This is a genomic window from Streptomyces cinereospinus (genome assembly GCF_042430725.1).
GTDB lineage: Bacteria > Actinomycetota > Actinomycetes > Streptomycetales > Streptomycetaceae > Streptomyces > Streptomyces cinereospinus.
In genome coordinates this window covers 76,981-102,987 of sequence record NZ_JBHMCY010000009.1, presented here as the reverse complement: position 1 = coordinate 102,987, position 26,007 = coordinate 76,981, and the positions used below count along the sequence as shown (strand labels likewise).

Sequence of the window (26,007 nt, the reverse complement as noted above, 5' to 3'; positions counted from 1 at the left end):
CGGTGGAACTGAGGAGCGGGCCGGTCCTCTTTCGTGCCTTGTCGTCCTGGGCGCCGGGGCGTGAGGAACCGGTCGGAGAAGCGGACGGCTGACCGGGCGGCGGACCGTGCGGTGCATCGGGCTGTGCGGGCGTGGACGCCGGGCAGTGCGTGTCGGTCGGTGGTGTCGGTCGGTGGGTGTCGGCCGGACCCATGTCGGCTGTCCGGCCGTCGCGCGTGGGCGCGCGGCAGCGGCAGCGGCAGCGGGCGATCGCGGGCCGGACGCTGATCGAGCGCGACCGGATCGTCGCCGTGCAGCGGCGGGAAGCCGCCCCGAGGCGAAGGACAGGGAGCCGTGCAGCGGGGCCCGGAGCGAAGGACAGGGAGCCGTGCAGCGGCGGGAAGCGGCCCCGGAGCGGAGGACAGGGAGCCGTGGCTGTGACCGAGGGAGTCCCACGCCGCCGGCCGGCGCGCGAGTCGGCAGCGCGGACCTATCCGCGTGCCCTGCCGATCGTGCCGGTACGCGCCCGCGGTCTGACCGTCGAGGGCGCGGACGGCCGCCGCTACCTGGACTGCCTCTCCGGAGCCGGGACCCTCGCCCTCGGCCACAACCATCCGGTCGTCCTCGAAGCGATCCGCAAGGTCCTCGACTCGGGCGCCCCCCTGAACGTCCCCGACCTGGCCACCCCCGTCGAGGACGCCTTCGTCGCCGAGCTGCGGCGCACCCTGCCACCCGGACTCGCCGACCACGCACACGTGCGGTTCTGCGGCCCGTCGGCGTCGGAAGCCGTCGAGACCGCGACCGCTCTGGTCCGCGCCGCGACCGGGCGTGCCCCCGTCGTCGCCCTCACCGGTGCCGACCACGGGACGCCGCCCGCCGACGCGGGCACGGCCGACGCGGGCACGGCCGGTGCGGCCGACCGGGCAGCGGACGGGGGCTCCCCGCGGGACGACCGCTGTCCCGATCGCTGTCCGTTCGGCACCGCCGGCACGGACGGCACCGAAGCGGCCGTCCGCTGGACCGAGGCCACCCTCGCGTCCTCGTCCCCGGCGGCCGTCCCCGCCGGGATGCTCGTCGAACCCGTGCACGGCGAGTGCGGAGTGCTTCCCGCGCCGGACGGATGGATGCGTGCGACACGGCGGATCACCGCCGCCCGGGGGGTTCCTCTCATCGTCGACGAGACGCTGACGGGCGTCGGCAGGACCGGAACCTTCTGGGCCGTCGGGCACAGTGGAGTGACGCCCGACGTGATGATCCTCTCCGAGGCCATCGGCGGCAGCCTCCCCCTGGCCGCGGTGATCCACCACGACGACCTCGCGCTCCCGCATCCCTTCGCCCCGGCCGGCCCGTTCCGCGGCAACCAACTCGCCCTGGCCGCGGGCACGGCGACCCTCGCTCACGTCCGCGAACACCGCCTCGCCGAACGGGCGGCGACTGTGGGCGCCCGCATGCTGTCCCAGCTCCGCGAGCTGGCCGGGGAATTCCCCTGCATCGGTGGTGCGCGCGGACGGGGACTGATGATCGGCGTCGAACTGGTGACGGCTTCGCGGGCCGCAGACGCCCGTGGCGTCCGGGACGAGGCCGGGACCGCCGTGCCCGCCGGTGCGCTCGGGCCGCCGCCGAGCCCGGGAGCGGACGCCCACCGCACGTGTCCCGCCGCCTCCGCACTCGCCGCCACCGTTCAGCGGGAGTGCCTGCGGCGGGGCCTGATCGTCGGACTCGCCCGCCGGCACCCGGGCGTCGTACGGCTGCTCCCACCGCTCACCATCACCGACGAGCAGGCCTCCGCAGTGCTCGACCGCCTGGCCGACGCCCTCACCGCAGCGGCCCGCGCCCACCCCGACGGCTCCGGCGGGAGTCACGGCTCCGGCGAGAGTGACGGCTCCGGCGAGAGTGACGGCTCGGACGCGAGCAACGGCCCATCGCGCCGCCCGGCACACCGGCCGTACGGCCATGACGACCGCGCGGACAACATCGATCACACCGACCGTGGCGATCACACCGACCGTGGCGATCAAACCGACCGTGATGATCACACCGACCGTGATGATCAGGTCCAGCGCGGTGACCCCGCCGACCGTGCCGCGCGGTCGCGCTAGTGGCGGCGCGGATGTGGACGCCCTCTCCCACGTCACCGCCTGGGCCGTCCTCCCAGCCCCACCGACGTCAGCCGCCGGACGTCCCCCGCTCGACCGAAGCCCCGCCTGCCGAACCACTTCCCGTCCCCCTGGATCGAGCCCCGCACGAGCCGAATCGACCCCCACGAGGAACCGTCTTGACCACCGCCCCCACACCTGACGGCCGTTCCCGCACCCCCGCTCAGCGCTGCCATGAGTCCGAGGCCACGCCCGTACCGCCGACCGCATCGGTTCCCGGACAACACAGCGGCCGGCAGCAGACGCGTCCCGACTCTCCGGACCGGCCCGACTTCCCGGACCGCCCCGATCTCCTGGACCACCCCGACGTCCTCACGGCCGCCCAAGCAGCAGCCGTGGACAACCTGCTGCGCTGCTGGGTACGGGAAACCGGCCTCCCGGCCCCTGGCCACGGCATCCTCCGCATCCCGCTCCCCGCCAGCGGCACCGCTCTGCTCGTCCCCGTGCGCTACTGGTCACCCGCCGGATGGCACCGCTTCGGCCTGCCGCACCTGGCCGACGCCGCACGACCGTCCCAGCCTCTCGACGCGGTCGCCCTCGCCGCGCTGCTCGCCCGGGAGACGCCCGAAGGAGGGAGGACATCCGGCGGCCGGATCGAGGGCACCGACCTGGTCGCGAGGGTCGCGGACTCCGCCCGCCGCGTCGCCGTCTTCGTCAGCGATCGCCGGCAGCGCCCCGCGGACGAACCCGACCTCTTCCTGGCGGCCGAGCAGGCACTCCTGCTCGGACACCCCCTGCATCCGGCCCCGAAGAGCCGCGAAGGTCTCACCGAAGCCGAAGCACGCCGCTACTCACCCGAGCTGCGCGGTTCCTTCCCCCTGCATTGGCTGGCCGTCGCTCCCTCCGTACTCGCCACCGACTCCGCCTGGACCGAACGCGGCCGTGCCGTCCCCGCCGCCCGGCTCACCGCCCGCCTGGCCGGACCCGACCTGTCCCTCCCCGACGGCTGCACCGCACTGCCCGTGCACCCCTGGCAGATGCGCGAGCTCCTGCACCGCGCCGACATCACCGCCCTGCTCGACGCCGGACTGCTCCGGGACCTCGGGGCACACGGCTCTGCCTGGCACCCCACCTCCTCCGTCCGAACCGTCTACCGGCCCCACGCCCCGGCCATGCTCAAACTGTCGCTGGGCCTGCGCATCACCAACTCCCGTCGCGAAAACCTCCGCAAGGAACTGCACCGCGGCGTCGAGGTCCACCGTTTGCTGCGCACCGGGCTGTCACAGCAATGGCGGTCCGCGCACCCCGGCTTCGACATCGTCCGAGACCCGGCCTGGCTCGCCGTCGACGGGCCGGACGGTGTGCCGCTGCCCGGGCTCGACGTGATGATCCGGCACAACCCGTTCGTGCCCACGGACGACGTCTCGTGCGTCGCCGGGCTCACGGCGCCCACCCCGGGCGTTGAACCGGACCCGCCCGCCGGCCGCCCGGACTCCGGCCGGCCCTCACCACGGTCGCGGCTGGCCGACGCCATCACTCGACTCGCCGGCCGCACCGGTCGTCCGCGCGGAGCCGTGGCGGCCGAGTGGTTCCTGCGCTACCTCGAACAAGTGGTCCGGCCCGTGCTGTGGCTGGACGGCGAGGCCGGGATCGCGCTGGAGGCACACCAGCAGAACACGCTGCTCCTGTCGGACCGTGACGGATGGCCGGCCGGGGGGCGTTACCGGGACAATCAGGGCTATTACTTCCGTGAGTCCCGGCGCGCGGAGCTGACCGCCCGGCTGCCGGGCCTCGGCGACCGCAGTGACACCTTCGTCTCCGACGAGGTCACCGACGAGCGTCTCGCCTACTACCTGGCGATCAACAACGTGTTCGGCCTCATCGGCGCGATCGGATCACAGCGCCTGGCCGACGAACGGCTGCTGCTCGTCGCGTTCCGCCGCTTCCTGGAAGGTGCCGCGTCGGGCCCTGCCCGGCTGCGCACCTCGCTGCCTTCCTGTCTCCTCGACTCGCCCGTCCTGCGCTGCAAGGCCAACCTGCTGACCCGGCTGCACGGCCTCGACGAACTCGTGGGCCCGGTGGACACCCAGTCCGTGTACGTCACCATCGCCAACCCTCTCCACTGCTGATCGACACCGACCCGCTGCACCCACCCAGCCACCAGGAAGACGCCCCGACATCGCCTTCTGAGAGGAGCCCCCAGTGCCTCCGACCGACGCGAGCGCCGACTCCGGTACCGCACCTGCCGCGGACGGGAGTCCCGGCCCGGGTGCGGGCGCGGACACGCCCGAGGACACGCCCAAGGACACCGACGCCGAGGACACGCTCGATCTGCGTCTGCCCGATGAGCTGGTCACGTTCCTCGCCGGGGACGAGCCGCCGCCCGCGGAGGAGGACCGGCCCCGGCAGGCCGCGCCACCCCGGCTGACCGCCGTACCGGCGGTACGGGACGACCTGCTCGATCACGTCCGGGACTGGGGTCCGGCCGACACGCCCGCGGGCGTCTTCCAGCTCGTCCCCGTGCGGGTCGCTCGGGACCTGCCCCTTGTCGCCCGCTGGATGAACGACCCGGCCGTGGCCGCGTTCTGGGCACTGGACGGCACAGAGGAAGTAACGGAAAAGCACCTCGACGCCCAGCTGGCAGGGGACGGGCGCAGCGTCCCCTGCCTCGGCGTGCTGGACGGCACCCCGATGAGCTACTGGGAGATCTACCGCGCCGACCTCGACTCGCTGGCCCGCTACTATCCCGCCCGGCCCCACGACACCGGCGTCCATATCCTCATCGGCGACATCGCCGAACGGGGCCGGGGGCTCGGCAGCACCCTCCTCAGATCCGTCGCGGACCTGGTCCTCGACAGACGGCCCGCCTGTGCGCGCGTCGTAGCGGAACCCGACATCCGCAACGCCCCCTCCGTGGCCGCCTTCCTCAACGCCGGTTACCGGTTTGCCGCCGAGGTCGACCTGCCTGCCAAACGGGCCGCCGTCATGATGCGAGACCGGTCCCTGTGTCATCTGCTGTAGCGCTGTGCCGCGGTGCCATCACTTCTGGTACGCCGCCCACGCCGATCCAGTGCCGCTTGGATGCGCCGGACCCGTCACCTTGCCGCCGGGCCCCGCCACCGCAATGCCCCACCGCAATGCCCCATCTGCGCTCGCCCTCGCAGCCGTCGAAGGCCTCCGTCCGCTCGCCCTCGCATCCGTCGCAAGTCCCGTCCGACCTCGCCCCTGCCCGTTCCCGCTCAGCGCCGACCCCTCCGAGTCCCATGCCGCACTCAACCGCTTCAGGACACACGCCGTCTCCCGCCCTCTCCGTCCCCGACCCTGGCCGGCGCCTCCGTCCTGGCCTCAACTCCAGCTCTGGCCTCGCCCCCGGCCCCGGCTCTTGTCCCGGCCCGGATCGCACCCCCACTCCCCCCACGATCACCCGTTTGTCAGTGCCGCGCCGTAGGGTGGTCGAGCTATGACGAAGCCCTCACTCCCCGAACTCCTGCATGCCGCCGTCACAGCCGTCGGCGGTACGGAGCGCCCCGGCCAGGTGACCATGGCCGAAGCCGTCGCGGAGGCGATCGACGGCGGCTCCCATCTCCTGGTCCAGGCCGGCACCGGCACCGGCAAGTCGCTCGGCTACCTCGTGCCCGCGCTCGCGCACGGCGAGCGCGTCGTCGTGGCGACCGCCACCCTCGCGCTGCAGCGCCAGCTGGTGGAGCGGGACCTGCCGCGCACGGTCGAGGCGCTGCACCCGCTGCTGCGCCGTCGCCCGGAGTTCGCGATGCTCAAGGGCCGGTCGAACTATCTGTGCCTGCACCGCCTCCACGAGGGTGTGCCGCAGGACGAGGAGGAGGGCCTCTTCGACCAGTTCGAGGCGGCCGCGCCCAGCAGCAAGCTGGGTCAGGACCTGCTGCGGCTGCGGGACTGGTCGGACGAGACCGAGACCGGTGACCGCGACGACCTCACGCCGGGTGTCTCCGACCGTGCCTGGGGTCAGGTGTCGGTCTCGTCGCGGGAGTGTCTGGGCGCCTCGAAGTGCGCGTACGGCGCCGAGTGTTTCGCGGAGATGGCCCGGGAGCGGGCCAAGCTCGCCGAGGTCGTCGTCACCAACCACGCGCTGCTCGCCATCGACGCCATCGAGGGCGCCCCGGTCCTCCCGCAGCACGAGGTGCTGATCGTGGACGAGGCGCACGAGCTGGTCTCACGGGTCACCGGTGTCGCCACCGGCGAGCTGACCCCGGGCCAGGTCAACCGCGCGGTGCGCCGGGCCGCGAAGCTCGTCAACGAGAAGGCCGCCGACCAGCTCCAGACCGCTGCCGAGGGCTTCGAGCGGCTGATGGAGCTGGCCCTGCCCGGCCGTCTGGAGGAGATCCCGGAGGATCTCGGCTACGCGCTGACGGCGCTGCGCGACGCCTGCCGCACGGTCATCTCCGCGATCGGCGCGACCCGCGACAAGTCCGTGCAGGACGAGGACGCGGTCCGCAAGCAGGCGCTGGCCTCCGTGGAGACCGTGCACGACGTGGCGGAGCGCATCACGCACGGCTCGGAGTGGGACGTCGTCTGGTACGAGCGCCACGACCGGTTCGGCGCCTCGCTCCGGGTCGCCCCCATGTCGGTCTCGGGCCTGTTGCGGGAGAAGCTCTTCACGGACCGCTCCGTCGTCCTCACCTCCGCGACCCTGAAACTGGGCGGTGACTTCAACGGCGTCGGCGCGTCCCTGGGACTCTCTCCCGAAGGCACTCAGGGTGGGGACCTGCCCCAGTGGAAGGGCGTCGACGTCGGCTCGCCCTTCGACTACCCGAAGCAGGGCATCCTCTATGTCGCCAAGCACCTGGCGCGCCCGGCGCGCGACGGTGATCGCGCGGACATGCTCGACGAGCTGACGGAGCTGATCCAGGCGGCGGGCGGACGGACCCTCGGCCTGTTCTCCTCGATGCGGGCCGCCCAGCTGGCCGCCGAGGAGCTGCGCACCCGGATCCCCGAGTTCCCGATCCTCCTCCAGGGCGAGGAGACCCTGGGCGAGCTGATCAAGAACTTCGCGGCCGACCCCAGGACCTGTCTGTTCGGCACCCTGTCGCTGTGGCAGGGCGTGGACGTACCCGGCTCCAGCTGCCAGCTCGTCGTCATGGACAAGATCCCGTTCCCGCGGCCCGACGACCCCCTGATGAGCGCCCGGCAGAAGGCGGTGGAGGAGGCTGGGGGCAACGGCTTCATGGCGGTCGCCGCCACCCACGCGGCGCTGCTCATGGCGCAGGGCGCCGGTCGTCTCGTACGGGCCTCGGGTGACCGCGGTGTGGTCGCCGTGCTCGACCAGCGGCTGGCCACGGCCCGCTACGGGAGCTATCTGAAGGCGTCCCTGCCCGACTTCTGGTACACGACGGACCGTAACCAGGTGCGCAAGTCGCTTGCCGCGATCGACGAGGCGGCGCGGCGCACGGAGGCGCAGCCGGCCCCATAGGCCGTGAGAGGCGGGGGGCCGGAGGCACGACGCCTCGGCCACCCCGCCTGTCGTGATCCGCGGCCGTCTGTCCTGGCCGGCCTCATGCGCTGTCCCGCGCGATCGTCCGGCCAGGCAACCGCGAACGTCCCGCGTGTCGGGAGAACCAGGACCCGAGCCGGACGGCCCAGCACGGGACCCGAGTCGGTCAGTACAAGTCAGCACCCGAGTCGGTCACGCAGCGCAGGACCGAACCGGACGGCACAGGACCCAAGTCGGCCAGTGCGGCACAGGACTCGAGCCGGACAGCACAGGACCCCGGAACCGGCGCAGGGGTTCCGGGGCCCGGTCAAGGGAGGGCGGTCGCGAGGGTGCCGCCCGCAGGGGGCGTCACACGCGCCGCAGAACGGCGACCACCTTGCCGAGGATCGTCGCGTCGTCGCCCGGGATCGGCTCGTACGCGGCGTTGTGCGGGAGCAGCCAGACGTGGCCGTCCTCGCGCTTGAAGCGCTTCACGGTGGCCTCGCCGTCGAGCATGGCGGCCACGATGTCTCCGTTCTCGGCGACCGGCTGGCGCCGGACGGTCACCCAGTCGCCGTCGCAGATCGCGGCCTCGATCATCGAGTCACCCACGACCTTCAGCACGAACAGCTCACCGTCACCCACGAGCTGCCGGGGGAGCGGGAAGACGTCCTCCACCGACTCCTCGGCGAGGATCGGGCCACCGGCGGCGATGCGGCCGACCAGCGGAACGTACGACGCGGCGGGCTTGCCCGCGGTGTCCGTCGGCTGCACGGTCGCGGCCTGGTCGGAGCCGCGCACCTCGTACGCGCGCGGGCGGTGCGGGTCCCGGCGCAGGAAGCCCTTGCGCTCCAGTGCCATCAGCTGGTGCGCCACGGAGGAGGTGCTGGACAGGCCGACCGCCTGGCCGATCTCCCGCATCGACGGCGGGTAGCCGCGCCGCTGCACCGAGTCCCTGATGACCTCGATCACCCGGCGCTGCCGGTCGGTCAGCCCGGAGCTGTCCGCCCGGATGCCTGGAGGTCGGCCCGGCAAGGAGCGCTTGTGCCCCTCTGGATTCGCGGCTTCGTTCATGGCATGCACCGGCTCGAGTCGGCCCTGGGAGCGGTCCTGGGCAGTGATGGTGGCGCTGTCTGCGGTGGTGGTCACGTCGGCCCCTCTCGATGGTCTCCCTGCTGGACAACGGTAGTTGCTTTCGAAAGGTTGCGCCAAACACACGTTCGAGTGAAAAAGTGCGAATCACCGGACGTAACCATGTGTCTGGGTGTATGGCTGACGCGGCACCCCGCGGGCGGAAGGGCCCAGTGTCGTACTCTTCACCGCCGGGCGAGCCCTCGTGGGGCGCGCGGCTCAGTCTGCCATCCGGTGCCTCGGCGGCCGTGCACCGGCTCCCGTCCGTGCGGAAGTCCCACGTGTCCTCCCTGCGGCGCCCACGGTATCTCTCCATATGTCGCCGCGGCACGGCCGCGCGTCCACGTGTCCCGCGCGTTGCCCCGGGAGTCGCACGCGCGTGTGGCGTGCGGTGATGCGCCAGTCGACACGCGGGGCTCGGGTGGGTTTGCGAGCCGATCCCCACATCTAGTGGTTGGATGGCTACGGCATCCCAGAAGTTGTGGTCCCCCCGGTCTCCGGCCGCTCGATCATCGCCTATGCTTGTGCTCGCTTCGAGGGGCCGGAGGGTCTGTTGAGGCTATTGAGTCTGCTGTGAAGGAGGGTTGGAGCCATGCACTGCCCCTTCTGCAGGCACCCCGACAGCCGTGTGGTCGACAGCCGTACGACCGACGACGGCACGTCGATCCGCAGGCGCCGCCAGTGCCCTGACTGCTCCCGTCGCTTCACGACCGTGGAGACGTGCTCGCTCATGGTGGTCAAGCGGTCCGGAGTCACCGAGCCCTTCAGTCGTACCAAGGTCATCAACGGTGTGCGCAAGGCGTGCCAGGGCCGGCCCGTCACCGAGGACGCGCTCGCTCTGCTCGGCCAGCGCGTCGAGGAGGCGGTGCGGGCCACCGGCAGCGCCGAGCTGACCACTCACGACGTGGGGCTGGCCATACTCGGCCCGCTCCAGGAGCTCGACCTCGTCGCCTATCTGCGCTTCGCGTCCGTCTACCGGGCGTTCGAGTCGCTGGAGGACTTCGAGGCGGCGATCGCGGAACTCAGGGAAAAGCCGGGGCGCCCGGCCGCGGACGACGAGGGCGGCGGCACGGGGGGCCAGGAGGGCGAACGCGGGTCCGGAGGGGCTGCTCAGCTCCCCCAGCCCGCCCGCGCCGCCGACTGATCGGCGGGCCGGTTGCGGGAGGCGGCATCCGGACCGGCCGGGTCGGCGGCGACCCGAAGACCTGTTGCGGGCGGCAGCGAGAGGGTGCCCGCGACACCAGACAGAACACCGTGCTCCGGGAACATCGGGGCACTTCAGGGCGTTTTTGCCCGTACAGGGAGGCGGCATGACAGAGACGGCGAGCGGTCCGGCACGAGGTTCCCGAGCCAAGGGCACCAAGGCCAGCAAGGGGCTGCGTATCGAGCGCGTCCACACCACCCCTGGCGTACACCCGTACGACGAGGTGGCCTGGGAGCGCCGTGACGTCGTCATGACCAACTGGCGCGACGGCTCGGTCAATTTCGAGCAGCGTGGCGTCGAGTTTCCCGACTTCTGGTCGGTGAACGCGGTCAACATCGTCACCAGCAAGTACTTCCGCGGTGCCGTGGGCACCCCGCAGCGCGAGACCAGCCTCAGGCAGCTGATCGACCGCATCGTGAAGACGTACCGGAAGGCCGGCGAGGACTACACGTACTTCGCCTCGCCCGCCGACGCCGAGATCTTCGAGCACGAGCTGGCATACGCCCTCCTGCACCAGATCTTCAGCTTCAACAGCCCGGTCTGGTTCAACGTCGGAACCCCGCAGCCCCAGCAGGTCTCCGCCTGCTTCATCCTGTCCGTCGACGACTCCATGGAGTCGATCCTCGACTGGTACAAGGAAGAGGGCATGATCTTCAAGGGCGGCTCCGGCGCCGGCCTGAACCTCTCCCGGATCCGCTCCTCCAAGGAGCTCCTCTCCTCCGGCGGCAACGCCTCCGGTCCCGTCTCCTTCATGCGTGGCGCCGACGCCTCCGCGGGCACCATCAAGTCGGGTGGCGCCACCCGCCGCGCCGCCAAGATGGTCATCCTCGACGTCGACCACCCCGACATCGAGGACTTCATCCAGACCAAGGTGAAGGAGGAGGAGAAGATCCGCGCCCTGCGCGACGCGGGCTTCGACATGGACCTGGGCGGCGACGACATCACGTCCGTCCAGTACCAGAACGCCAACAACTCGGTCCGCGTCAACGACGTGTTCATGAAGGCGGTCGAGCAGGGCGGCAAGTTCGGCCTGCGGGCCCGGATGACCGGCGAGGTCATCGAGGAGGTCGACGCCAAGGCCCTGTTCCGCAAGATGGCCGAGGCCGCCTGGGCCTGCGCCGACCCGGGCATCCAGTACGACGATACGATCAACCACTGGCACACGTGCCCGGAGTCCGGCCGGATCAACGGCTCGAACCCTTGCAGCGAGTACATGCACCTGGACAACACGTCCTGCAACCTCGCCTCGCTGAACCTGATGAAGTTCCTGAAGGACGACGGCAAGGGCCGCCAGTCCTTCGAGGCCGAGCGCTTCGCCAAGGTCGTCGAGCTGGTCATCACCGCGATGGACATCTCCATCTGCTTCGCGGACTTCCCGACCCAGAAGATCGGCGAGAACACGCGCGCGTTCCGCCAGCTCGGCATCGGCTACGCCAACCTCGGCGCCCTGCTGATGGCGACCGGCCACGCCTACGACTCCGACGGCGGCCGCGCCCTCGCCGGTGCCGTCACCTCCCTGATGACCGGTACGGCCTACCGCCGCTCCGCCGAGCTCGCCGCGGTCGTCGGCCCGTACGACGGCTACGCCCGCAACGCCGACGCGCACAACCGCGTGATGAAGCAGCACGCCGACGCCAACGGCACGGCCGTCCGCATGGACGACCTGGACACGCCGATCTGGGCCGCCGCCACGGAGGCCTGGCAGGACGTGCTGCGCCTCGGCGAGCGGAACGGTTTCCGCAACTCCCAGGCGTCCGTCATCGCCCCCACCGGCACCATCGGCCTGGCGATGTCCTGTGACACCACCGGCCTGGAGCCCGACCTCGCCCTGGTCAAGTTCAAGAAGCTGGTCGGCGGCGGCTCGATGCAGATCGTCAACGGCACCGTCCCGCAGGCCCTGCGCCGCCTGGGCTACCAGGAGGAGCAGATCGAGGCGATCGTCGCGCACATCGCCGAGCACGGCAACGTGATCGACGCCCCCGGCCTGAAGCACGAGCACTACGAGGTGTTCGACTGCGCCATGGGCGAGCGTGCCATCTCCCCGATGGGCCACGTCCGCATGATGGCCGCGATCCAGCCGTGGATCTCCGGCGCCCTGTCCAAGACGGTCAACATGCCGGAGACGGCGACCGTCGAGGAGGTCGAGGAAATCTACTTCAAGGCCTGGAAGATGGGCGTCAAGGCGCTCGCCATCTACCGCGACAACTGCAAGGTCGGCCAGCCGCTCTCCGCGAAGACCAAGGAGAAGGAGAAGGTCGAGGTCACGGAGAAGGCCGAAGCGACGATCCGCGAGACCGTCGAGAAGGTCGTCGAGTACCGCCCGGTCCGCAAGCGCCTCCCGAAGGGACGTCCCGGCATCACCACGTCCTTCACCGTCGGCGGTGCCGAGGGCTACATGACCGCCAACTCCTACCCCGACGACGGCCTCGGCGAGGTCTTCCTGAAGATGTCCAAGCAGGGCTCGACCCTCGCGGGCATGATGGACGCCTTCTCCATCGCGGTCTCCGTCGGCCTCCAGTACGGCGTGCCGCTGGAGACGTACGTCTCGAAGTTCACGAACATGCGCTTCGAGCCGGCCGGTATGACCGACGACCCCGACGTGCGGATGGCGCAGTCGATCGTCGACTACATCTTCCGCCGCCTGGCGCTGGACTTCCTGCCCTTCGAGACGCGCTCCGCGCTCGGCATCCACTCCGCAGAGGAGCGCCAGCGGCACCTGGAGACCGGTTCGTACGAGCCGCTGGACGAGGACGTCGACGTCGAGGGTCTGGCCCAGTCGGCGCCGCGAACCCAGGAGCTCAAGGCGGTCGCCACGCCGAAGGCCGAGGTCGGGGCGGCCGAGCCCGCCCCGAAGCAGGCCCACACCAGTGCCGAACTGGTGGAGATGCAGCTGGGCATCCAGGCCGACGCCCCGCTGTGCTTCTCCTGCGGTACGAAGATGCAGCGCGCCGGCTCCTGCTACATCTGCGAGGGCTGCGGCTCGACCAGCGGTTGCAGCTGAGCCTGAGCAGAATCGCGTCGGCTGCACGGCCGACGTGTTCCGCTGAGCGGTGACGGCAGTGAGGGGCGCCGGCCATGTGGCCGGCGCCCCTCACTGTTGTAAGGAATACGGCATCGGCTGTCTCACGGTGCTGTGGACAGGACGCGAGATTCCGCGACCGGAAGGAATCGCCGGCCGGTCACGGCCGGGGCCGGCGGCCCATCGTCCGGGTGAAGGTGGACGGGTCGTCCTCGAATCCGTGCACGCCGGCGTGGAAGTCCCACGCCCCGGAGTCGCCGCGCGCGAACTCCGCGATTCGCGCCGCCGTGGAACCGAGGACGCCGCCGAAGTCGTCCGTGGCGAGGTCCGTGTAGCCCTCGCGGATCCGCAGCGACGGTTTGATCACGCTGACGAAGGTCCGGCGGGCGGGGCGCTGCTGGATGACGACGCCGACCACCACGCGCGCGTAGCGGGCGTCGAGCCGGTCCAGTTCCACCGTCAGGACCTCGTCCCAGCCGAAGCCCATGCCGTCCTTGCTGTCCCGGTTGAGCGTGATGGTGCCGTCCGGGGAGCGGCTGTCGAAGTGCACCACGTAGGCGGGTTCACCGTACGGATCGCTCCCCAGGTAGGTGGCGGCCACTATGTCCAGATCGGTGGCCGGCTGCCCTGATGTGCTGGGGTCCCACTTGACCGCGATCTCGACCTTGCGGATCCCCTTGGTGATGCCGCTCATCGGACGTCCCCCTTCGCGTGTGCGCGCTGCCCGAACTGCCGGGCGGACCAAGCCGGTTGTCCATCCTGCCACGCGCGCGGGCGGACGTGCGCGCGTACCCCGCCGCCAACCGTGACCGGCGCCATGCCCATGGCCTTACGATGGCGCGGTGCTGGTCAAGTGGATGCGCTGCACCGTGGTGGACCGCCGCGGTTTCGAGCGCGGGCAGCGGAAGTGGGCCGGGCTTCCGGGGGAGCCGGGATTCCGGGGGCAGGGCGGGGGCTGGAGCCGGGTCCGGCCGTCGGTGGCGCACATCTTCGCCTTCTGGGAGAGCCGCGCCTTCTACGACTCCTTCATGGCCCGCTCGCACGACCGGCTGGCGGCGGCGCAGTCCGGTACCTTCAAGGACGCCCAGGTCAGGCTGTTCGACTACCGCTTCGACGTGAAGACGGGATTCGAACCGCGCTTCACCGACTCCGACCTGGTCCGGGTGGCCCTGTGCCGCGTCCACGAGGACCGCGTCGACAACTTCACGCTGATGCAGGAGAAGGTCTGGAACCCGGCGATGGCCGGCTCGCCGGGGATGATCCGCGGGCTGTTCGCCGAGGCCCCGGGGAACGAGTTCATGGTCCTGTCCATGTGGCGGTCGGCCGCCGAGCACGGCAAGTACCGCACCGAACGCGTGGAGCGGCTCGCCCTGCGGGCCCAGACGGAGGCCGACGTCGCGGCCCTGACCGGCGACATAGTGGAGCTGGAACCCTCCTGGACGGTGTGACGTCGATCCGTGCACCGTGCCTTCCGGATGGCCGATGGTGGGGGAACTGTGTGACTTACGCCGTAGGAGGCTCGCACGAGTGCTCGATACACTGTCGTCCGATCTAGGGTTTCGGCATGGCACGACCACGGCGCATCGTCCTCGTCCGGCACGGCGAGTCAGCAGGCAACGCTGACCACTCCGTCTATGAGCGCGAACCCGACCACGCAATGGCACTGACCGAGCGCGGCCGGCGGCAGGCCGAGGAGACCGGCAAGCGGCTGCGCGACATCTTCGGCCGGGAACGTGTCAGCGTGTACGTCTCCCCCTATCGCCGCACCCACGAGACGCTCCGCGCCTTCCACCTCGACCCCGATCTGATCCGCGTCCGCGAGGAGCCCCGGCTGCGGGAGCAGGACTGGGGAAACTGGCAGGACTGCGACGACGTACGGCTGCAGAAGGAGTACCGCGACACCTACGGGCACTTCTTCTACCGCTTCGCCCAGGGCGAGAGCGGCGCCGACGTCTACGACCGGGTCGGCGGCTTCCTGGAGAGCCTGTACCGCAGCTTCGAGGCGCCGGACCACCCGCCGAACGTGCTGCTGGTGACCCACGGCCTGGCCATGCGGCTGTTCTGCATGCGCTGGTTCCACTGGACGGTCGCCGAGTTCGAGTCGCTGTCGAACCCCGGGAACGGCGAGATACGGATGCTCGTTCTGGGGGACGACGGGAAGTACACGCTGGACCGCCCGTTCGACCGCTGGCGAGATCCGCAACCGTACGGGATCACTGGATAGAGTGACAGGGCGATGACTGACTCCTCTTCCGGCGGGCGCCTGGACCGAGCCCTGGCCAGCCTGCGCGGTCTCGCGGTGGGGGACGCGCTGGGCTCCCAGTACTTCGTGCCGGTGAACTATCCGCTGCTCAAGCGCCGCGAGGTGCCGGCCGGCCCCTGGCAGTGGACCGACGACACGGAGATGGCCTGCTCCGTGGTCGCCGTCCTGGCCGCCCACCGGCGCATCGACCAGGACGCCCTGGCCCGCTCCTTCGCGGAGCACCACGACTTCGACCGCGGCTACGGGCCCGCGGTCAACCGGCTCCTCCGGCTGGTCCGGGAGGGCGGTGACTGGCGCGAACTGTCCGCCGCGCTCTTCAACGGCCAGGGCTCCTGGGGCAACGGCGCCGCGATGCGCGTCGCCCCGCTGGGTGCCTGGTACGCCGGAGACCCCGCGCAGGCGACGCACCAGGCGGAGATCTCCGCGTACCCCACGCATCAGCACCGCGAGGCCGTGGTGGGTGCCATGGCCGTCGCCGCGGCCGCCGCGCTGGTCGCCGACCCCGACGGGCCGCCCAGCCCCGAGTCGCTGCTCGACGACGTCATCGCGCTCGTGCCGAAGAGCGCCGTCGGCGCCGGGCTGCGGCGCGCCCGGGACATGCTCGACTACGGCGACCCGGGCACGGTCGCGGCGGTCCTGGGCTGCGGACGGCGGACGACCGCCCACGACACCGTGCCCTTCGTCCTCTGGTCGGCCGCGCGCGCCCTCGGCGACTACGAGCAGGCGTTCTGGACGACCGCGCAGGCCGGCGGCGACGTGGACACCACCTGCGCGATCGTCGGCGGGGTGCTCGCTGCCGGGGAGGTCGGGGCGCCGCCCGCCCAGTGGGTGGCGCGGACGGAGGCGCTGCCGGTGTGGATGGGGACGCTCTCTTAACTCTCCGTGTGGAACGGGAACTCTCCGTGACCATTCGGGCGTTGTTCTGGTAACCGCTGTGCGAAGTGCGTGCGGGGCGCAGGTGACTGTGCGTGTGCCGGGAGGCGCGGGGGAGTGGTCGTGGGGTTCTTGCGCGATGTGGTGCTGTTCCTGGCGGTTGTCGCTGGGGTGTGGGGACTCCGCCGTGCGCGACGAAAGGTGCTCGTGCGACGAAAGGTGCCCGTGCGAGGAGAGGTGCCCACCGGGCGGGCGGTGCTCGCCCGGCGGGGAGTGCCGGAGCTGCGCCCTGTGGCCGTGCCGGGTGAAGGGTGTCGCACTCGTGAACCACGCTGCGGATCGGCGAGCGAGGCCGAGCCGATCGACCGCGGTGGCCGGCCGGATGAGGGGCGGTCCGGCACGGCGAACGGACACGTCCGTGCCGCCGGACCGGCACCGGCGACGCGTGGGCCGAACATATGCGTAAGTGAAGGGCCGGGCCAGGGCGTACGGAGACGGCCGACCGGTTCCGGATGCCGTCACCGTGCCCGGCCGCGGGCCCGATCCGGGGTGCCACGGCCCGGTGGCGGCTCGGGTGGACCAGGGTGTCGCGGGCGGTTGCGGGCGGCGTAGTCTAAGGGCGCCATGCCGTACGAACCGCCTACCCACACCGTCGAGCGCTCCCTTCGCGCAACGACCGGAGCGAAGATCATTGCCGGTGTCGACGAGGTGGGCCGCGGCGCCTGGGCCGGGCCCGTCACCGTCTGCGCGGCCGTCACCGGACTGCGCCGGCCTCCCACGGGCCTCACCGACTCCAAGCTGCTCACGGTCAAGCGGCGGACCGCGCTGGCCGAGGAGTTGCGGACCTGGGTGACGTCGTTCGCCCTGGGGCACGCGTCTGCGGAGGAGATCGACGACCTCGGGATGACGGCGGCGCTGCGGATCGCGGCGGTGCGCGCCCTGGAAGGCCTGCCGGTCCGGCCCGACGCGGTGATCCTCGACGGGAAACACGACTACCTCGGGGCGCCGTGGCGGGTCCGTACGGTGATCAAAGGTGATCAGTCGTGCGTGGCCGTGGCGGCGGCCTCGGTGATCGCCAAGGTCCAGCGCGACAAAATGATGGCCGAACTGGGTATCGACCATGCAGACTTCGGTTTTGCGGACAACGCCGGGTATCCCTCTCCCGTGCACAAGGCCGCATTGGCGGAGCGGGGCCCCACCCCCTACCACCGGTTGTCGTGGGCGTATCTTGATGCGCTGCCCCAGTGGCGGCACCTCAAGAAGGTCCGCAACTGGGCGGACGGAAGCGTTCCGGAGATCGAGGGTCAGCTCGGCTTCGATTTCTGACGGTTCCGGTCGCACGTATGTGCCACCCACCGGTGCGAGCCGTACCAACGTTTGATAGACATCAGCTCATGCCTCTCATCCCCGAGGAGCCTCAGATTCACGAGAGTGCCCAGGGTCCCCGCGCTACGCCGGCCAGTGGCCGGACCGCGCCGGCCCCCCGCCCCGTACCCGGCCCCCGCCCCGCGGCTCCGCCGCGTCCTGGTCGTCCCGGCTCTCTCCGGCCCACGCCGCCGGCGCAGCGTACGGGTGCGGCCGGGCCCAAGCCCGGGCCGAACGGCCCGGTCCCGACTCCCGCTCCTGCCGCGTCCGCTCCCGCTCCCGCTCCGGCTCCGGCGACTCCGCAGATCCAGCTGATCCCGGCTCCGGCCGCGGGTGCGCTCGACGCTGCCGAGGAAGCCGTGGACCTGCTGCTGGAGTCCGGCCGCGCCCCCGGTGACGTGCTGGTGATCACCACCGGCGAGCCGCACCCCTGGGCCGCTCACGAGCTGTCCTTCGGTGAGGCGTCCTACTGGGCGCAGCACGACGCCCGCGACGACGTCTTCTACGCCGACGCCGCCGTGGCCGACCGTGCTGCGTCCCGGCCGGTGGTCGTGGTCGCCGTCAACGGCGACTCCGACGCCGTCGTCGCCACCGCACTGCCGCTGGCTCTCGCCCGGGCCGGCGCCCTGCTGATCGTCTGCGGCGACCCGCAGCAGATCAACTCGGTGCTGGGCGCCGGCGTCTGAGCCGATCCCGGCGGGCCGGGAGCGCCGGGCCGGCGCACGCGCCGTCCCGGCGGCACCTGCACGGCGGGCCCTTCGGCGTGCCGGGACGACGGGGCCGCGCGTGTCTCCGGCATTGCCGGAGGGGCGCTGGGGCGCCGTGCCGGCCGGGCGTCGGTGCGACGACGGTGCCGCGCCGGTCTCGTGGTCCAGGGCCCTCAGCGGGCCGCCGCGCGGCTCAGCACGTCGGAGGCGGCGCCTCCGGTGCGCGGCGGCGGGGGCGGTGCCTCGGACAGCGCGAACGGCTCGGGGGCCGACGCGGAGTTGGGGCGGCGGCCGCCGCGGCCCTCGCCGAGCACCTGCCAGCCGTCCCGGGTCAGCGTGATGTACGCCCCGCAGCGCAGCCCGTGCAGCGTGCAGGCGTCACGCAGGCCCCACATCCACGCGCCGTCCTCCTCCGTCCAGCGCGCGTCGCCCTCACGGCAGTAGAGCAGTACGGCGGTACGCACCGGCGTACGGCGGCGCAGGTCGTGCGGGATGACCCGGCGGAGCTGGTCGAGCAGCGCGTTGCGGAACAGCCAGCCGTCGGCGGGTGCCGGACGCCGGGTGAACGAGGCGCTGGCGCAGAGCCGTTCGTCCGCGTCGAGCACGGCCACGACCGCGGTCGACGGCCGGGGGGCGTGCCGGGTGTGCAGCCCGCTGACGACTTCCCGGGGACTGCGCAGCAGCGGGATGCCCGCGGCGGCCCATTCCGCCGGCTCCAGCACTCGGGCCACGGTGTTGGCTGAGGTGGCGGAGGTGGACGTGGCTGCCGCGGAGGACGGAGCGAATCCGAAGGTCACGTTCCTCCCTTCGGCTACGCGCCCACACTCGGGCGGGGTCTGGATCGGGGGAGCGCACACCGCAGTAGAGCCGTACCTGGTCGCGGGACGAGCCGTGCGGGGAGCGGACTCCAATTCTTCCTGTCGAACTGGGATGCGGCAACGAGCAATTGGGGCGACCGAACCTTATCGAACAGTCTGTGGCTTATATCCGTACCCGAGAGGCGGGGAGTGATGCGGGGGCCGAGACGGCGCAGGTAGAAGCGGGTGGCGGCGCTGCCCGCGTGAGGCGGCGTGCTCGGCGTCCCGCCCTGCTCCCGCCGTGTCCCCGAGGTGTGAGCGGCTGATCGCGGTGGGTGAGGTGGCTGATTGTCCGTGCCATCGGGTTGCATGGAGACATGGACGATCTGGAGCTGCGCGCGGAAGCCGATGCCATTCTCGCCGAGCTGGTCGGTGGTCCGGCCAGTTCGGCGCGGCTGCGCGAGGACCAGTGGCAGGCGGTGGCCGCTCTGGTCAGGGAGCGGCGGCGGGCGCTGGTGGTGCAGCGCACCGGCTGGGGCAAGTCGGCGGTGTACTTCGTCGCCACCGCTCTGCTGCGCCGACGCGGCGCGGGCCCGACGGTCATCGTCTCACCGTTGCTGGCGCTGATGCGCAATCAGGTCGAGTCGGCGGCGCGGGCCGGGATCCGGGCGCGGACCATCAACTCGGCCAACCCGGAGGAGTGGGCCACCATCCACGAGGAGGTCGAGCGCGGTGAGACCGACCTCCTCCTGGTGAGCCCGGAGCGCCTCAACTCCGTCGACTTCCGCGAGCAGATGCTGCCCGGGCTCGCCGCCACGACGGGTCTGCTCGTGGTGGACGAGGCACACTGCATCTCCGACTGGGGGCACGACTTCCGGCCCGACTACCGCCGGTTGCGCGCGATGCTCGCCGGCCTCGCCCCCGGGGTGCCGGTGCTGGCCACCACCGCGACCGCCAACGCGCGCGTGACGGCGGACGTGGCCGAGCAGCTGGGCACCGGGGCCGGCGAGGCTCTGGTGCTGCGCGGTCCGCTCGACCGGGAGAGCCTGCGGCTCGGAGTGGTGCGGCTGCCGGACGCCGCGCATCGCCTGGCGTGGCTGGCCGAGCATCTGGACGAGTTGCCGGGGTCGGGCATCGTCTACGCCCTGACGGTGGCCGCCGCCGAGGAAGCCGCCGCGTTCCTGCGGCAGCGCGGCTTCCGGGTGGCCTCCTACACGGGACGCACGGAGAACGCCGACCGGCTGCAGGCCGAGGCCGACCTGCTGGCGAACCGGGTGAAGGCGCTGGTCGCCACCTCGGCGCTGGGCATGGGCTTCGACAAGCCGGACCTGGGCTTCGTGGTGCACCTCGGTTCGCCGTCCTCGCCGATCGCCTACTACCAGCAGGTGGGGCGCGCCGGCCGCGGGGTGGAGCACGCGGACGTGCTGCTGCTGCCGGGCCAGGAGGACGAGGCCATCTGGCGCTACTTCGCCGACACCGCCTTCCCGCCCGAGGCGCAGGTCCGCCAGACCCTCTCGGCGCTCGCCGACGCGGGCCGGCCGCTGTCCGTACCGGCGCTGGAGGCCGTGGTCGACCTCCGGCGCACCCGTCTGGAGACCATGCTGAAGGTGCTCGACGTGGACGGGGCCGTCCGACGGGTCAAGGGCGGCTGGGTCGCGACCGGCGAGCCCTGGGCCTACGACGCCGAGCGGTACGCCTGGGTCGCTCGGCAGCGGGCCGCAGAACGGCAGGCCATGCGCGACTACGTCAGTACGTCCCAGTGCCGGATGGAGTTCCTGCGCGGGCAACTGGACGACGCGGGCGCGGCCCCGTGCGGCCGCTGCGACAACTGCGCGGGAGCCTGGGCCGACGCCTCCGTCTCGGCGGAGACGCTGACCGGAGCGGCCAAGGAGCTGGACCGGCCGGGAGTGGAGATCGAGCCGCGCCGGATGTGGCCGACCGGCATGCCCGCCCTGGGCGTCGACCTGAAGGGCCGTATCCCGGCCGCGGAGCAGTGCGCCACCGGGCGCGCCCTGGGGCGGCTGTCCGACATCGGCTGGGGCAACCGGCTGCGTCCGCTGCTGGCGGAGAACGCGCCCGACGGGCCGGTCCCCGACGACGTATTGCGAGCCGCGGTGGCCGTCCTCACCGACTGGGCGCGCTCCCCGGGAGGCTGGGCGACACAGGCCGCCGACGCCCCGGCCCGGCCGGCGGGGGTCGTCGCCGTGCCGTCCCTCACCCGCCCGCAACTGGTCGGCTCACTCGCCCGCGGCATCGCGGGCGTCGGCCGCCTGCCCTTCCTGGGAAGCCTGGCGTACACCGGGCCCGGCGGTGCGCACGCGGCGCGGCGCAGCAACTCCGCGCAGCGCCTGAAGGCCCTGTCCGGCGCCTTCACCGTCTCCGAGGACCTGGCCGGGGCCCTGGCCGGCCATCCCGGGCCCGTGCTCCTCGTCGACGACGTCACGGAGACGGGCTGGACCCTCGCGGTCGCCGCCCGGCTGCTCCGCCGGGCAGGAAGCGGGCCGGTTCTTCCCCTGGTCCTCGCCGCGTCAGGGTGAGCCGCCTTCCCGGACCGTGCACGCGAGGGGCGTGGCGGGCCGCCGCCGCAGTGCACGGGACGAGCGGCCACTTGGCAGCCGCTGTCCGCGCCGCGTCGCGCCGGGCCTACGGCGTCCGTCGCGCACCTTCCTGGCTCCGGTCGGTCCCGTGGCCTGAGCGTGCGTCGATGCATGTGTCGTGCCCCTGACCGGAGTTATCCACAGGCACAAGCGGAGTTTTGCATTCCGCGAGATCGTCGGCGCATGACGCATCACGGGGAAACCACTGGACCCTTCGACAAGCACAACGACGACGAGGACCGCGACCACCACCTCAAGGGCAACGACATCGACGGTCTGACCGGCCGGGACGGGGCGCACCGGTCCGACGACCCCGACCGGCACGTCACCCTGCGCACCCCGGCCGAACTGGCCGACGCCCTGCCGTACCTGCTCGGCTACCGGCCGGAGGACAGCATCGTCCTCGTCGCCCTCCATGACCGGGGCGGGCGCGGGCGGTTCGGTGGCCGGGCCCGGCTCGGCATTCCGCCGCACGCGGACGACTGGGAGTCCGTGGCGGGCCAGCTGGCGCACGGACTGGTGCGGGGCAGCGAGCGCAGGGGAGCCCGGCCGGAGCAGATCGTGGCGTACGTGTGCCAGGAGCCCGGTACGGGCGAGACCGGCCGGCAGGTCATGGAGCGACTGCGCCCGCTGGCCCAGCAACTGCGCCTCCAGTGCGGCCTGCTCGACGTTCCGGTGATCGAGGCGCTGTGCATCTCCGAGGGACGCTTCTGGTCGTACTGCTGCGATATCCAGGAGTGCTGTCCCGCCGAGGGCGTGCCCATGGGGCTGCCCGGCACTTCGGTGCTGGCCGCGGCGGCCACCTACGCCGGGATCCAGGTGCGCGGGACGCTGCGCGAGCTGAGGGCGCGGCTCCAGCCCTGGGAGACCGCCGCGGCCCTGGAACAGGAGACCGCGCTGGACGCCGCCAGCATGACCCTGGTGCCCAGGATGCTCGACGAGACCGGCCGCGTGGACGTGGCCGAGAGCACGTTGCGGCGGGCCCGGCGCATGCTGGGCCGACTGGCCGACGCACCGCCCGTCTCCGGCGCGTTCCTGGCGGACCTCCGCGACGACGGCCTGCTCGGCGACGACGAGGCGGCTGCCCTGATCCTGGGCCTGCAGGACCGTGGCACGCGCGACCGTGCGGCCGAGTGGATGGAGGGCGACGAGGCGGCCCAAGCGCTCCGGCTCTGGCGAGCGCTGGCCCGCCGCTGCGTCGGCTCCTACGGCGAGCACGCCGCCGCACCTCTCACCCTCGCGGGCTGGGTCGCCTGGTCGGCCGGCGACGACCTGGAAGCCCGGGAAGCGCTGGCCATGGCCCTGGGCGCCGACCCCGGCTACCTCTTCGCGCGCCTGCTGCACCAGGCCGTCAACGAAAACCTCGACCCGGAGTCGATCCGGCGCTGCCTGCGCGCGGAACGGGACGGACGAGCCCGTACCGAGGCCGGGCGGCGCGACGAGGCGCGGGCGTCCGGAGGCCGGAAGACACCCGAGGGCACCGGGGACGGCGGAGGCGCCGCCGTCACGTCCGAGCCGGTGGCGGATCCGGCGGTGGGCAGGGACGCGCTGTCACCGCGCGGGGCGCCGGCCGGCGGCAGCCGCCCGCGCAATGCCGGGCGGACCGACCGGACGCGCCCGCCCGTCAAACCGAAAGGCGGTGTACGGCGTCCGCGCGGCTCCCGGCGAGGCGTCGACCCCGCAGGCGACGGGACGAGGGGGAGGCATGAGGCACGGCCGAGCAGGCTGCCGGATCAGCCCGAGCCGAGGCGCTGACCGGCACCCGATCGCTGCCCGGCATGCTCCCGGCCGCCACGGCGGGACGCGGACCGCCCGCCGGCCGGCCGGGCCGGTCGTTGGGTCGGCCGGGCCGAGGCGTGACCCAAGGGAGCTCCGTTCCGTTCACCTGAGTGGCGGAACGCCTGGACGGGTGGCGCCGCCGCACCATCACGTACCACGGAGCCTCCCGCCCGGCCCCGCCCGCAGCCCGAGGCACACAGAGCGCAGAGGAAGCAGCCCGATGCACCAGCCGACTCCGCCCTCCACCGCCCCCACCGACGCGCGCACACGGTGGCCGACTCCCCCCTCAGCCGACGACCGCTCCGTTCGCGCCCGGAGCACGCCACGCCCTGGGCCGGGCACCGGCCCACCTCAGCGGAGCGAGGGTCTCGGACACCGCGAGCCATCCGCACACGGCACGGCATCACCGCCCCGCCCGGAGGGCCGCAGCTCGGCCCCACCCTCCTCAGCGACGACCGGCCGGCCTCCAGGACCGCCGACAACGGCCCCCGCCACCGACCGGGGCCACCGACCCCGCACTCCCGCGGCTCGCACCCCTCCCGCGACACTGCCACCGGACCAGACCCAGGTCCCGGCCCCGATCCAGCCTCCGCCCCTGCGCCGCTCCGGCGAACTGCCGCCCACCCACTCCGCCATGATCTGCGTCGCCCTGCCGGGTCTGGCCGTCTCCACGGAGCGGGGCCAGTTGACCGGCCAGGGGCTGGAAGGCTTCTACCGCGCGGGCCGGCGGCTGCTCTCCCGGTGCCGGCTCCGGGTGGCCGGGCGAGAACCGCTCGCCGTACAGGCCTGGATGACGGGCGCCGACCGCGCCCGCTTCGTGGGCACCCTGCGCATCTCGCCGCACGCCGGTCCGGACCCGGACGTCGTCGTCGAACGCGTCCGGCACGCGGACGGCACGGAACGCATCACGCTGCACAGCGCGGCGCCCCGCCCCCTGCGCCTCCCCGTCGAGATCGCCCTGGGAACCGACCTGGCGGCGCTGGCCGCGATCGCGTCCGGCACCCCGGGCCCGGAGGTGCCTGCCAGTGTCCACGACGCAGGTCTGCGCTGGTCCCGAGGCGCTGCGGCGTCGTCGGTCACGGCCGACCCGCCGCCCGCCGACGCCCTGGCCTCGGCAGGCCTGCTGCGCTGGGAACTCGACCTGTCCCCGGGCGGCAGCGCGAGCGTGGAGCTGAGGGTGCGCCCGGACGGCCCGGAGCCCGTGCGCGCGGTCGGCCACCCGGCGACGAGCCCGCTCGCCCGGGCCGACGCCTCCGGCGACGACCCCGGGGTGCGGGCGCTGCTGCGGGCATGCGTCGACGATCTCCAGGCGCTGCTGCTGCGTGATCCCGCGCATCCGGCCGACGTGTACCCCGTCGCCGGGGCGCCGTGGCGCTGCGGCCTCGCCCCGGCCGACGCACTCGCGGCCGCCCGGATGGCGCTGCCGCTCGGTACCCGGCTCGCCACGGGCACCCTGCGCGTCCTCGCCCGGACCCAACTCACCGGCGCCGGAAGGCAGTACGGCATGATCCCCGGACCGCGCCGGGACGCGGGCGGCCTTCTTCCACCGGGTTGCACCGGCACGGAGGCCACACTGCTCTTCCCCGCGCTGCTCGCGGAGGCCCGCCGCTGGGGCATGCCGGAGCACGAGACGGCGGAGCTGCTGCCGGCCGCCGAGCGTTGTCTCACCTGGCTGCGGATCACCGTGGGTGACGGCACGTACCTGAGCGACCCGCAGCCCGGCGGCCCGGTCCGCTGCGAGACACAGGCACACGCCCACCGAGCGGCGGTGCTCGGCGCCGACCTGCTCGATGCCTGCGGAAGGCCCGGCGGGGCCGAATTGCGTGAGTGGGCCCGGGCGCTGCGGCCGGCGTTCCGGACCGACTTCTGGGTCGACGACCTCGGCGGCGGCCGACCCGCGGCGGCCCGCGGCCCCGACGGCCGGCCCCTACCGCACCTCGGGGCTGCCGCGGTCCATCTCCTGGACACCGGCCTGCTGGGCGGCGGCGAGTCGGCGCCGGGGCTGCTCGACCGGGTGCAGACCGGGCACCTCGCCCGCCTCCTCGGCAGCCCGGCGATGGATTCCGGCTGGGGACTGCGCGGACTGGCCGCCAAGGAGGCCGGATACAACCCGTTCGGCCACCGCGGCGGCGCCGTACGGACCCATGAGACGGCGATCGCGGTCGCGGGACTGGCTGCCGCCGGATACGAGAAGGAGGCCGGTGCGCTGCTGCGGGGCGTCCTGGCGGCGGCCGGGGCGTTCGGTCACCGGCTGCCGGAGATGTACGCGGGGGAGCGGCGGACCGACGGAAGCGCTCCTCTGCCCCACCCCGCCGCGTGCCGGCCCGCCGCCACCGCGGCCGCCGCCGGGGTCCTGCTGCTCACCACCCTTGCCGGCATTCGCCCCGACGCGCCCGCCGGCACGGTTACCCTGCGTCCCGTCCGCAGCGCGCCCCTCGGCGAGATCACCCTGAACGGATTACGGGTCGCGGGCGCCCCCTTCTCCGTACGGGTCAGTCGCCTCGGCCTCGCCATGGTCGAGGAGGCCGCCGAGGGACTCCGACTGAGAGCGTGACACCGCCGACGACCGATGAGACCGGACGGGCGGACGGCATGCCCGCGTGAGAGCGGCCGGGCGGGTGCGTGGCCACGGGAGAGCGGCCCGCCCGACCGCATGGCCACGGGTGGGCGGCGGACGGCACGACCACGCGAGGTCAGCCGGGCGGGTGCGTGGCCACGGGAGAGCGGCCCGCCCGACCGCATGGCCACGGG

General features: G+C 72.8%; 17 protein-coding genes. 14 read left to right on the top strand and 3 right to left on the bottom strand.

The genetic code is table 11. The annotated features are described in order from the left end of the window. Positions 1 to 416: 416 nt before the first annotated feature. The 4 genes from ACFF45_RS07070 (at position 417) to ACFF45_RS07055 (ending at position 7,521) form a co-directional block, all read left to right on the top strand. The gene (locus tag ACFF45_RS07070; RefSeq protein WP_381343385.1) at positions 417 to 2,078 is read left to right on the top strand and encodes an aminotransferase class III-fold pyridoxal phosphate-dependent enzyme; all 1,662 of its coding nucleotides are present in this window, start codon (positions 417 to 419) and stop codon (positions 2,076 to 2,078) included. A 176-nt stretch (positions 2,079 to 2,254) separates the two neighbouring features. After that, positions 2,255 to 4,204 (top strand): IucA/IucC family protein, encoded by a 1,950-nt coding sequence (locus ACFF45_RS07065; protein WP_381343382.1) that lies wholly within the window; start codon positions 2,255 to 2,257, stop codon positions 4,202 to 4,204. Positions 4,205 to 4,277: 73 nt separating this feature from the next. Then, positions 4,278 to 5,096 carry a GNAT family N-acetyltransferase gene (locus tag ACFF45_RS07060; RefSeq protein ID WP_381343380.1) on the top strand — a complete coding sequence of 273 codons (819 nt, stop codon included), beginning with the start codon at positions 4,278 to 4,280 and terminating at the stop codon, positions 5,094 to 5,096. A gap of 439 nt (positions 5,097 to 5,535) precedes the next feature. After that, the gene (locus ACFF45_RS07055; RefSeq protein WP_381343377.1) at positions 5,536 to 7,521 is read left to right on the top strand and encodes an ATP-dependent DNA helicase; all 1,986 of its coding nucleotides are present in this window, start codon (positions 5,536 to 5,538) and stop codon (positions 7,519 to 7,521) included. A gap of 369 nt (positions 7,522 to 7,890) precedes the next feature. On the opposite strand, the gene lexA is transcribed toward ACFF45_RS07055, so the two are convergent. Then, positions 7,891 to 8,670, bottom strand: a complete 780-nt coding sequence (lexA, locus tag ACFF45_RS07050) for a transcriptional repressor LexA (RefSeq protein ID WP_381343374.1) — start codon at positions 8,668 to 8,670, stop codon at positions 7,891 to 7,893. Between the two features lie 574 nt (positions 8,671 to 9,244). On the opposite strand from lexA, the gene nrdR reads away from it, so the two are divergent. Next, positions 9,245 to 9,796 (top strand): transcriptional regulator NrdR, encoded by a 552-nt coding sequence (nrdR, locus tag ACFF45_RS07045; RefSeq protein WP_381343372.1) that lies wholly within the window; start codon positions 9,245 to 9,247, stop codon positions 9,794 to 9,796. Between the two features lie 166 nt (positions 9,797 to 9,962). Continuing rightward, the gene (locus ACFF45_RS07040) at positions 9,963 to 12,857 is read left to right on the top strand and encodes a vitamin B12-dependent ribonucleotide reductase (RefSeq protein ID WP_381343369.1); all 2,895 of its coding nucleotides are present in this window, start codon (positions 9,963 to 9,965) and stop codon (positions 12,855 to 12,857) included. A gap of 178 nt (positions 12,858 to 13,035) precedes the next feature. Here ACFF45_RS07040 and ACFF45_RS07035 read toward each other — a convergent pair whose 3' ends face one another. After that, the gene (locus ACFF45_RS07035; RefSeq protein ID WP_381343367.1) at positions 13,036 to 13,569 is read right to left on the bottom strand and encodes a TerD family protein; all 534 of its coding nucleotides are present in this window, start codon (positions 13,567 to 13,569) and stop codon (positions 13,036 to 13,038) included. Between the two features lie 148 nt (positions 13,570 to 13,717). On the opposite strand from ACFF45_RS07035, the gene ACFF45_RS07030 reads away from it, so the two are divergent. The 5 genes from ACFF45_RS07030 to ACFF45_RS07010 all read left to right on the top strand — a co-directional run bounded on the left by ACFF45_RS07030 (position 13,718) and on the right by ACFF45_RS07010 (position 18,062). Continuing rightward, positions 13,718 to 14,323 (top strand): YdbC family protein, encoded by a 606-nt coding sequence (locus ACFF45_RS07030; protein ID WP_381343365.1) that lies wholly within the window; start codon positions 13,718 to 13,720, stop codon positions 14,321 to 14,323. Between the two features lie 116 nt (positions 14,324 to 14,439). Further along, positions 14,440 to 15,099, top strand: a complete 660-nt coding sequence (locus ACFF45_RS07025) for a histidine phosphatase family protein (RefSeq protein WP_381343363.1) — start codon at positions 14,440 to 14,442, stop codon at positions 15,097 to 15,099. Between the two features lie 12 nt (positions 15,100 to 15,111). After that, positions 15,112 to 16,014, top strand: coding sequence for an ADP-ribosylglycohydrolase family protein (locus ACFF45_RS07020; RefSeq protein WP_381343360.1), 903 nt, complete (start codon positions 15,112 to 15,114; stop codon positions 16,012 to 16,014). 621 nt (positions 16,015 to 16,635) lie between these two features. Beyond that, the gene (gene rnhB, locus ACFF45_RS07015) at positions 16,636 to 17,337 is read left to right on the top strand and encodes a ribonuclease HII (RefSeq protein ID WP_381343358.1); all 702 of its coding nucleotides are present in this window, start codon (positions 16,636 to 16,638) and stop codon (positions 17,335 to 17,337) included. Between the two features lie 68 nt (positions 17,338 to 17,405). Beyond that, a complete protein-coding gene (locus tag ACFF45_RS07010) occupies positions 17,406 to 18,062 on the top strand; it encodes a hypothetical protein (protein ID WP_381343355.1) in 657 nt (218 codons plus the stop codon). A gap of 194 nt (positions 18,063 to 18,256) precedes the next feature. On the opposite strand, the gene ACFF45_RS07005 is transcribed toward ACFF45_RS07010, so the two are convergent. Next, on the bottom strand, positions 18,257 to 18,880 hold the full coding sequence (locus ACFF45_RS07005) for a hypothetical protein (protein WP_381343352.1): 624 nt from the start codon (positions 18,878 to 18,880) through the stop codon (positions 18,257 to 18,259). Between the two features lie 377 nt (positions 18,881 to 19,257). Here ACFF45_RS07005 and ACFF45_RS07000 point away from each other — a divergent pair, with 377 nt between their 5' ends. The 3 genes from ACFF45_RS07000 (at position 19,258) to ACFF45_RS06990 (ending at position 25,810) form a co-directional block, all read left to right on the top strand. After that, positions 19,258 to 21,417, top strand: coding sequence for a RecQ family ATP-dependent DNA helicase (locus ACFF45_RS07000; RefSeq protein WP_381343350.1), 2,160 nt, complete (start codon positions 19,258 to 19,260; stop codon positions 21,415 to 21,417). 243 nt (positions 21,418 to 21,660) lie between these two features. Further along, positions 21,661 to 23,232: a DUF4192 domain-containing protein gene (locus ACFF45_RS06995; protein ID WP_381343348.1), complete on the top strand. Its 1,572-nt coding sequence runs from the start codon at positions 21,661 to 21,663 to the stop codon at positions 23,230 to 23,232. Positions 23,233 to 23,890: 658 nt separating this feature from the next. Beyond that, positions 23,891 to 25,810: a glycogen debranching N-terminal domain-containing protein gene (locus ACFF45_RS06990; protein WP_381343345.1), complete on the top strand. Its 1,920-nt coding sequence runs from the start codon at positions 23,891 to 23,893 to the stop codon at positions 25,808 to 25,810. Positions 25,811 to 26,007: the final 197 nt, after the last annotated feature.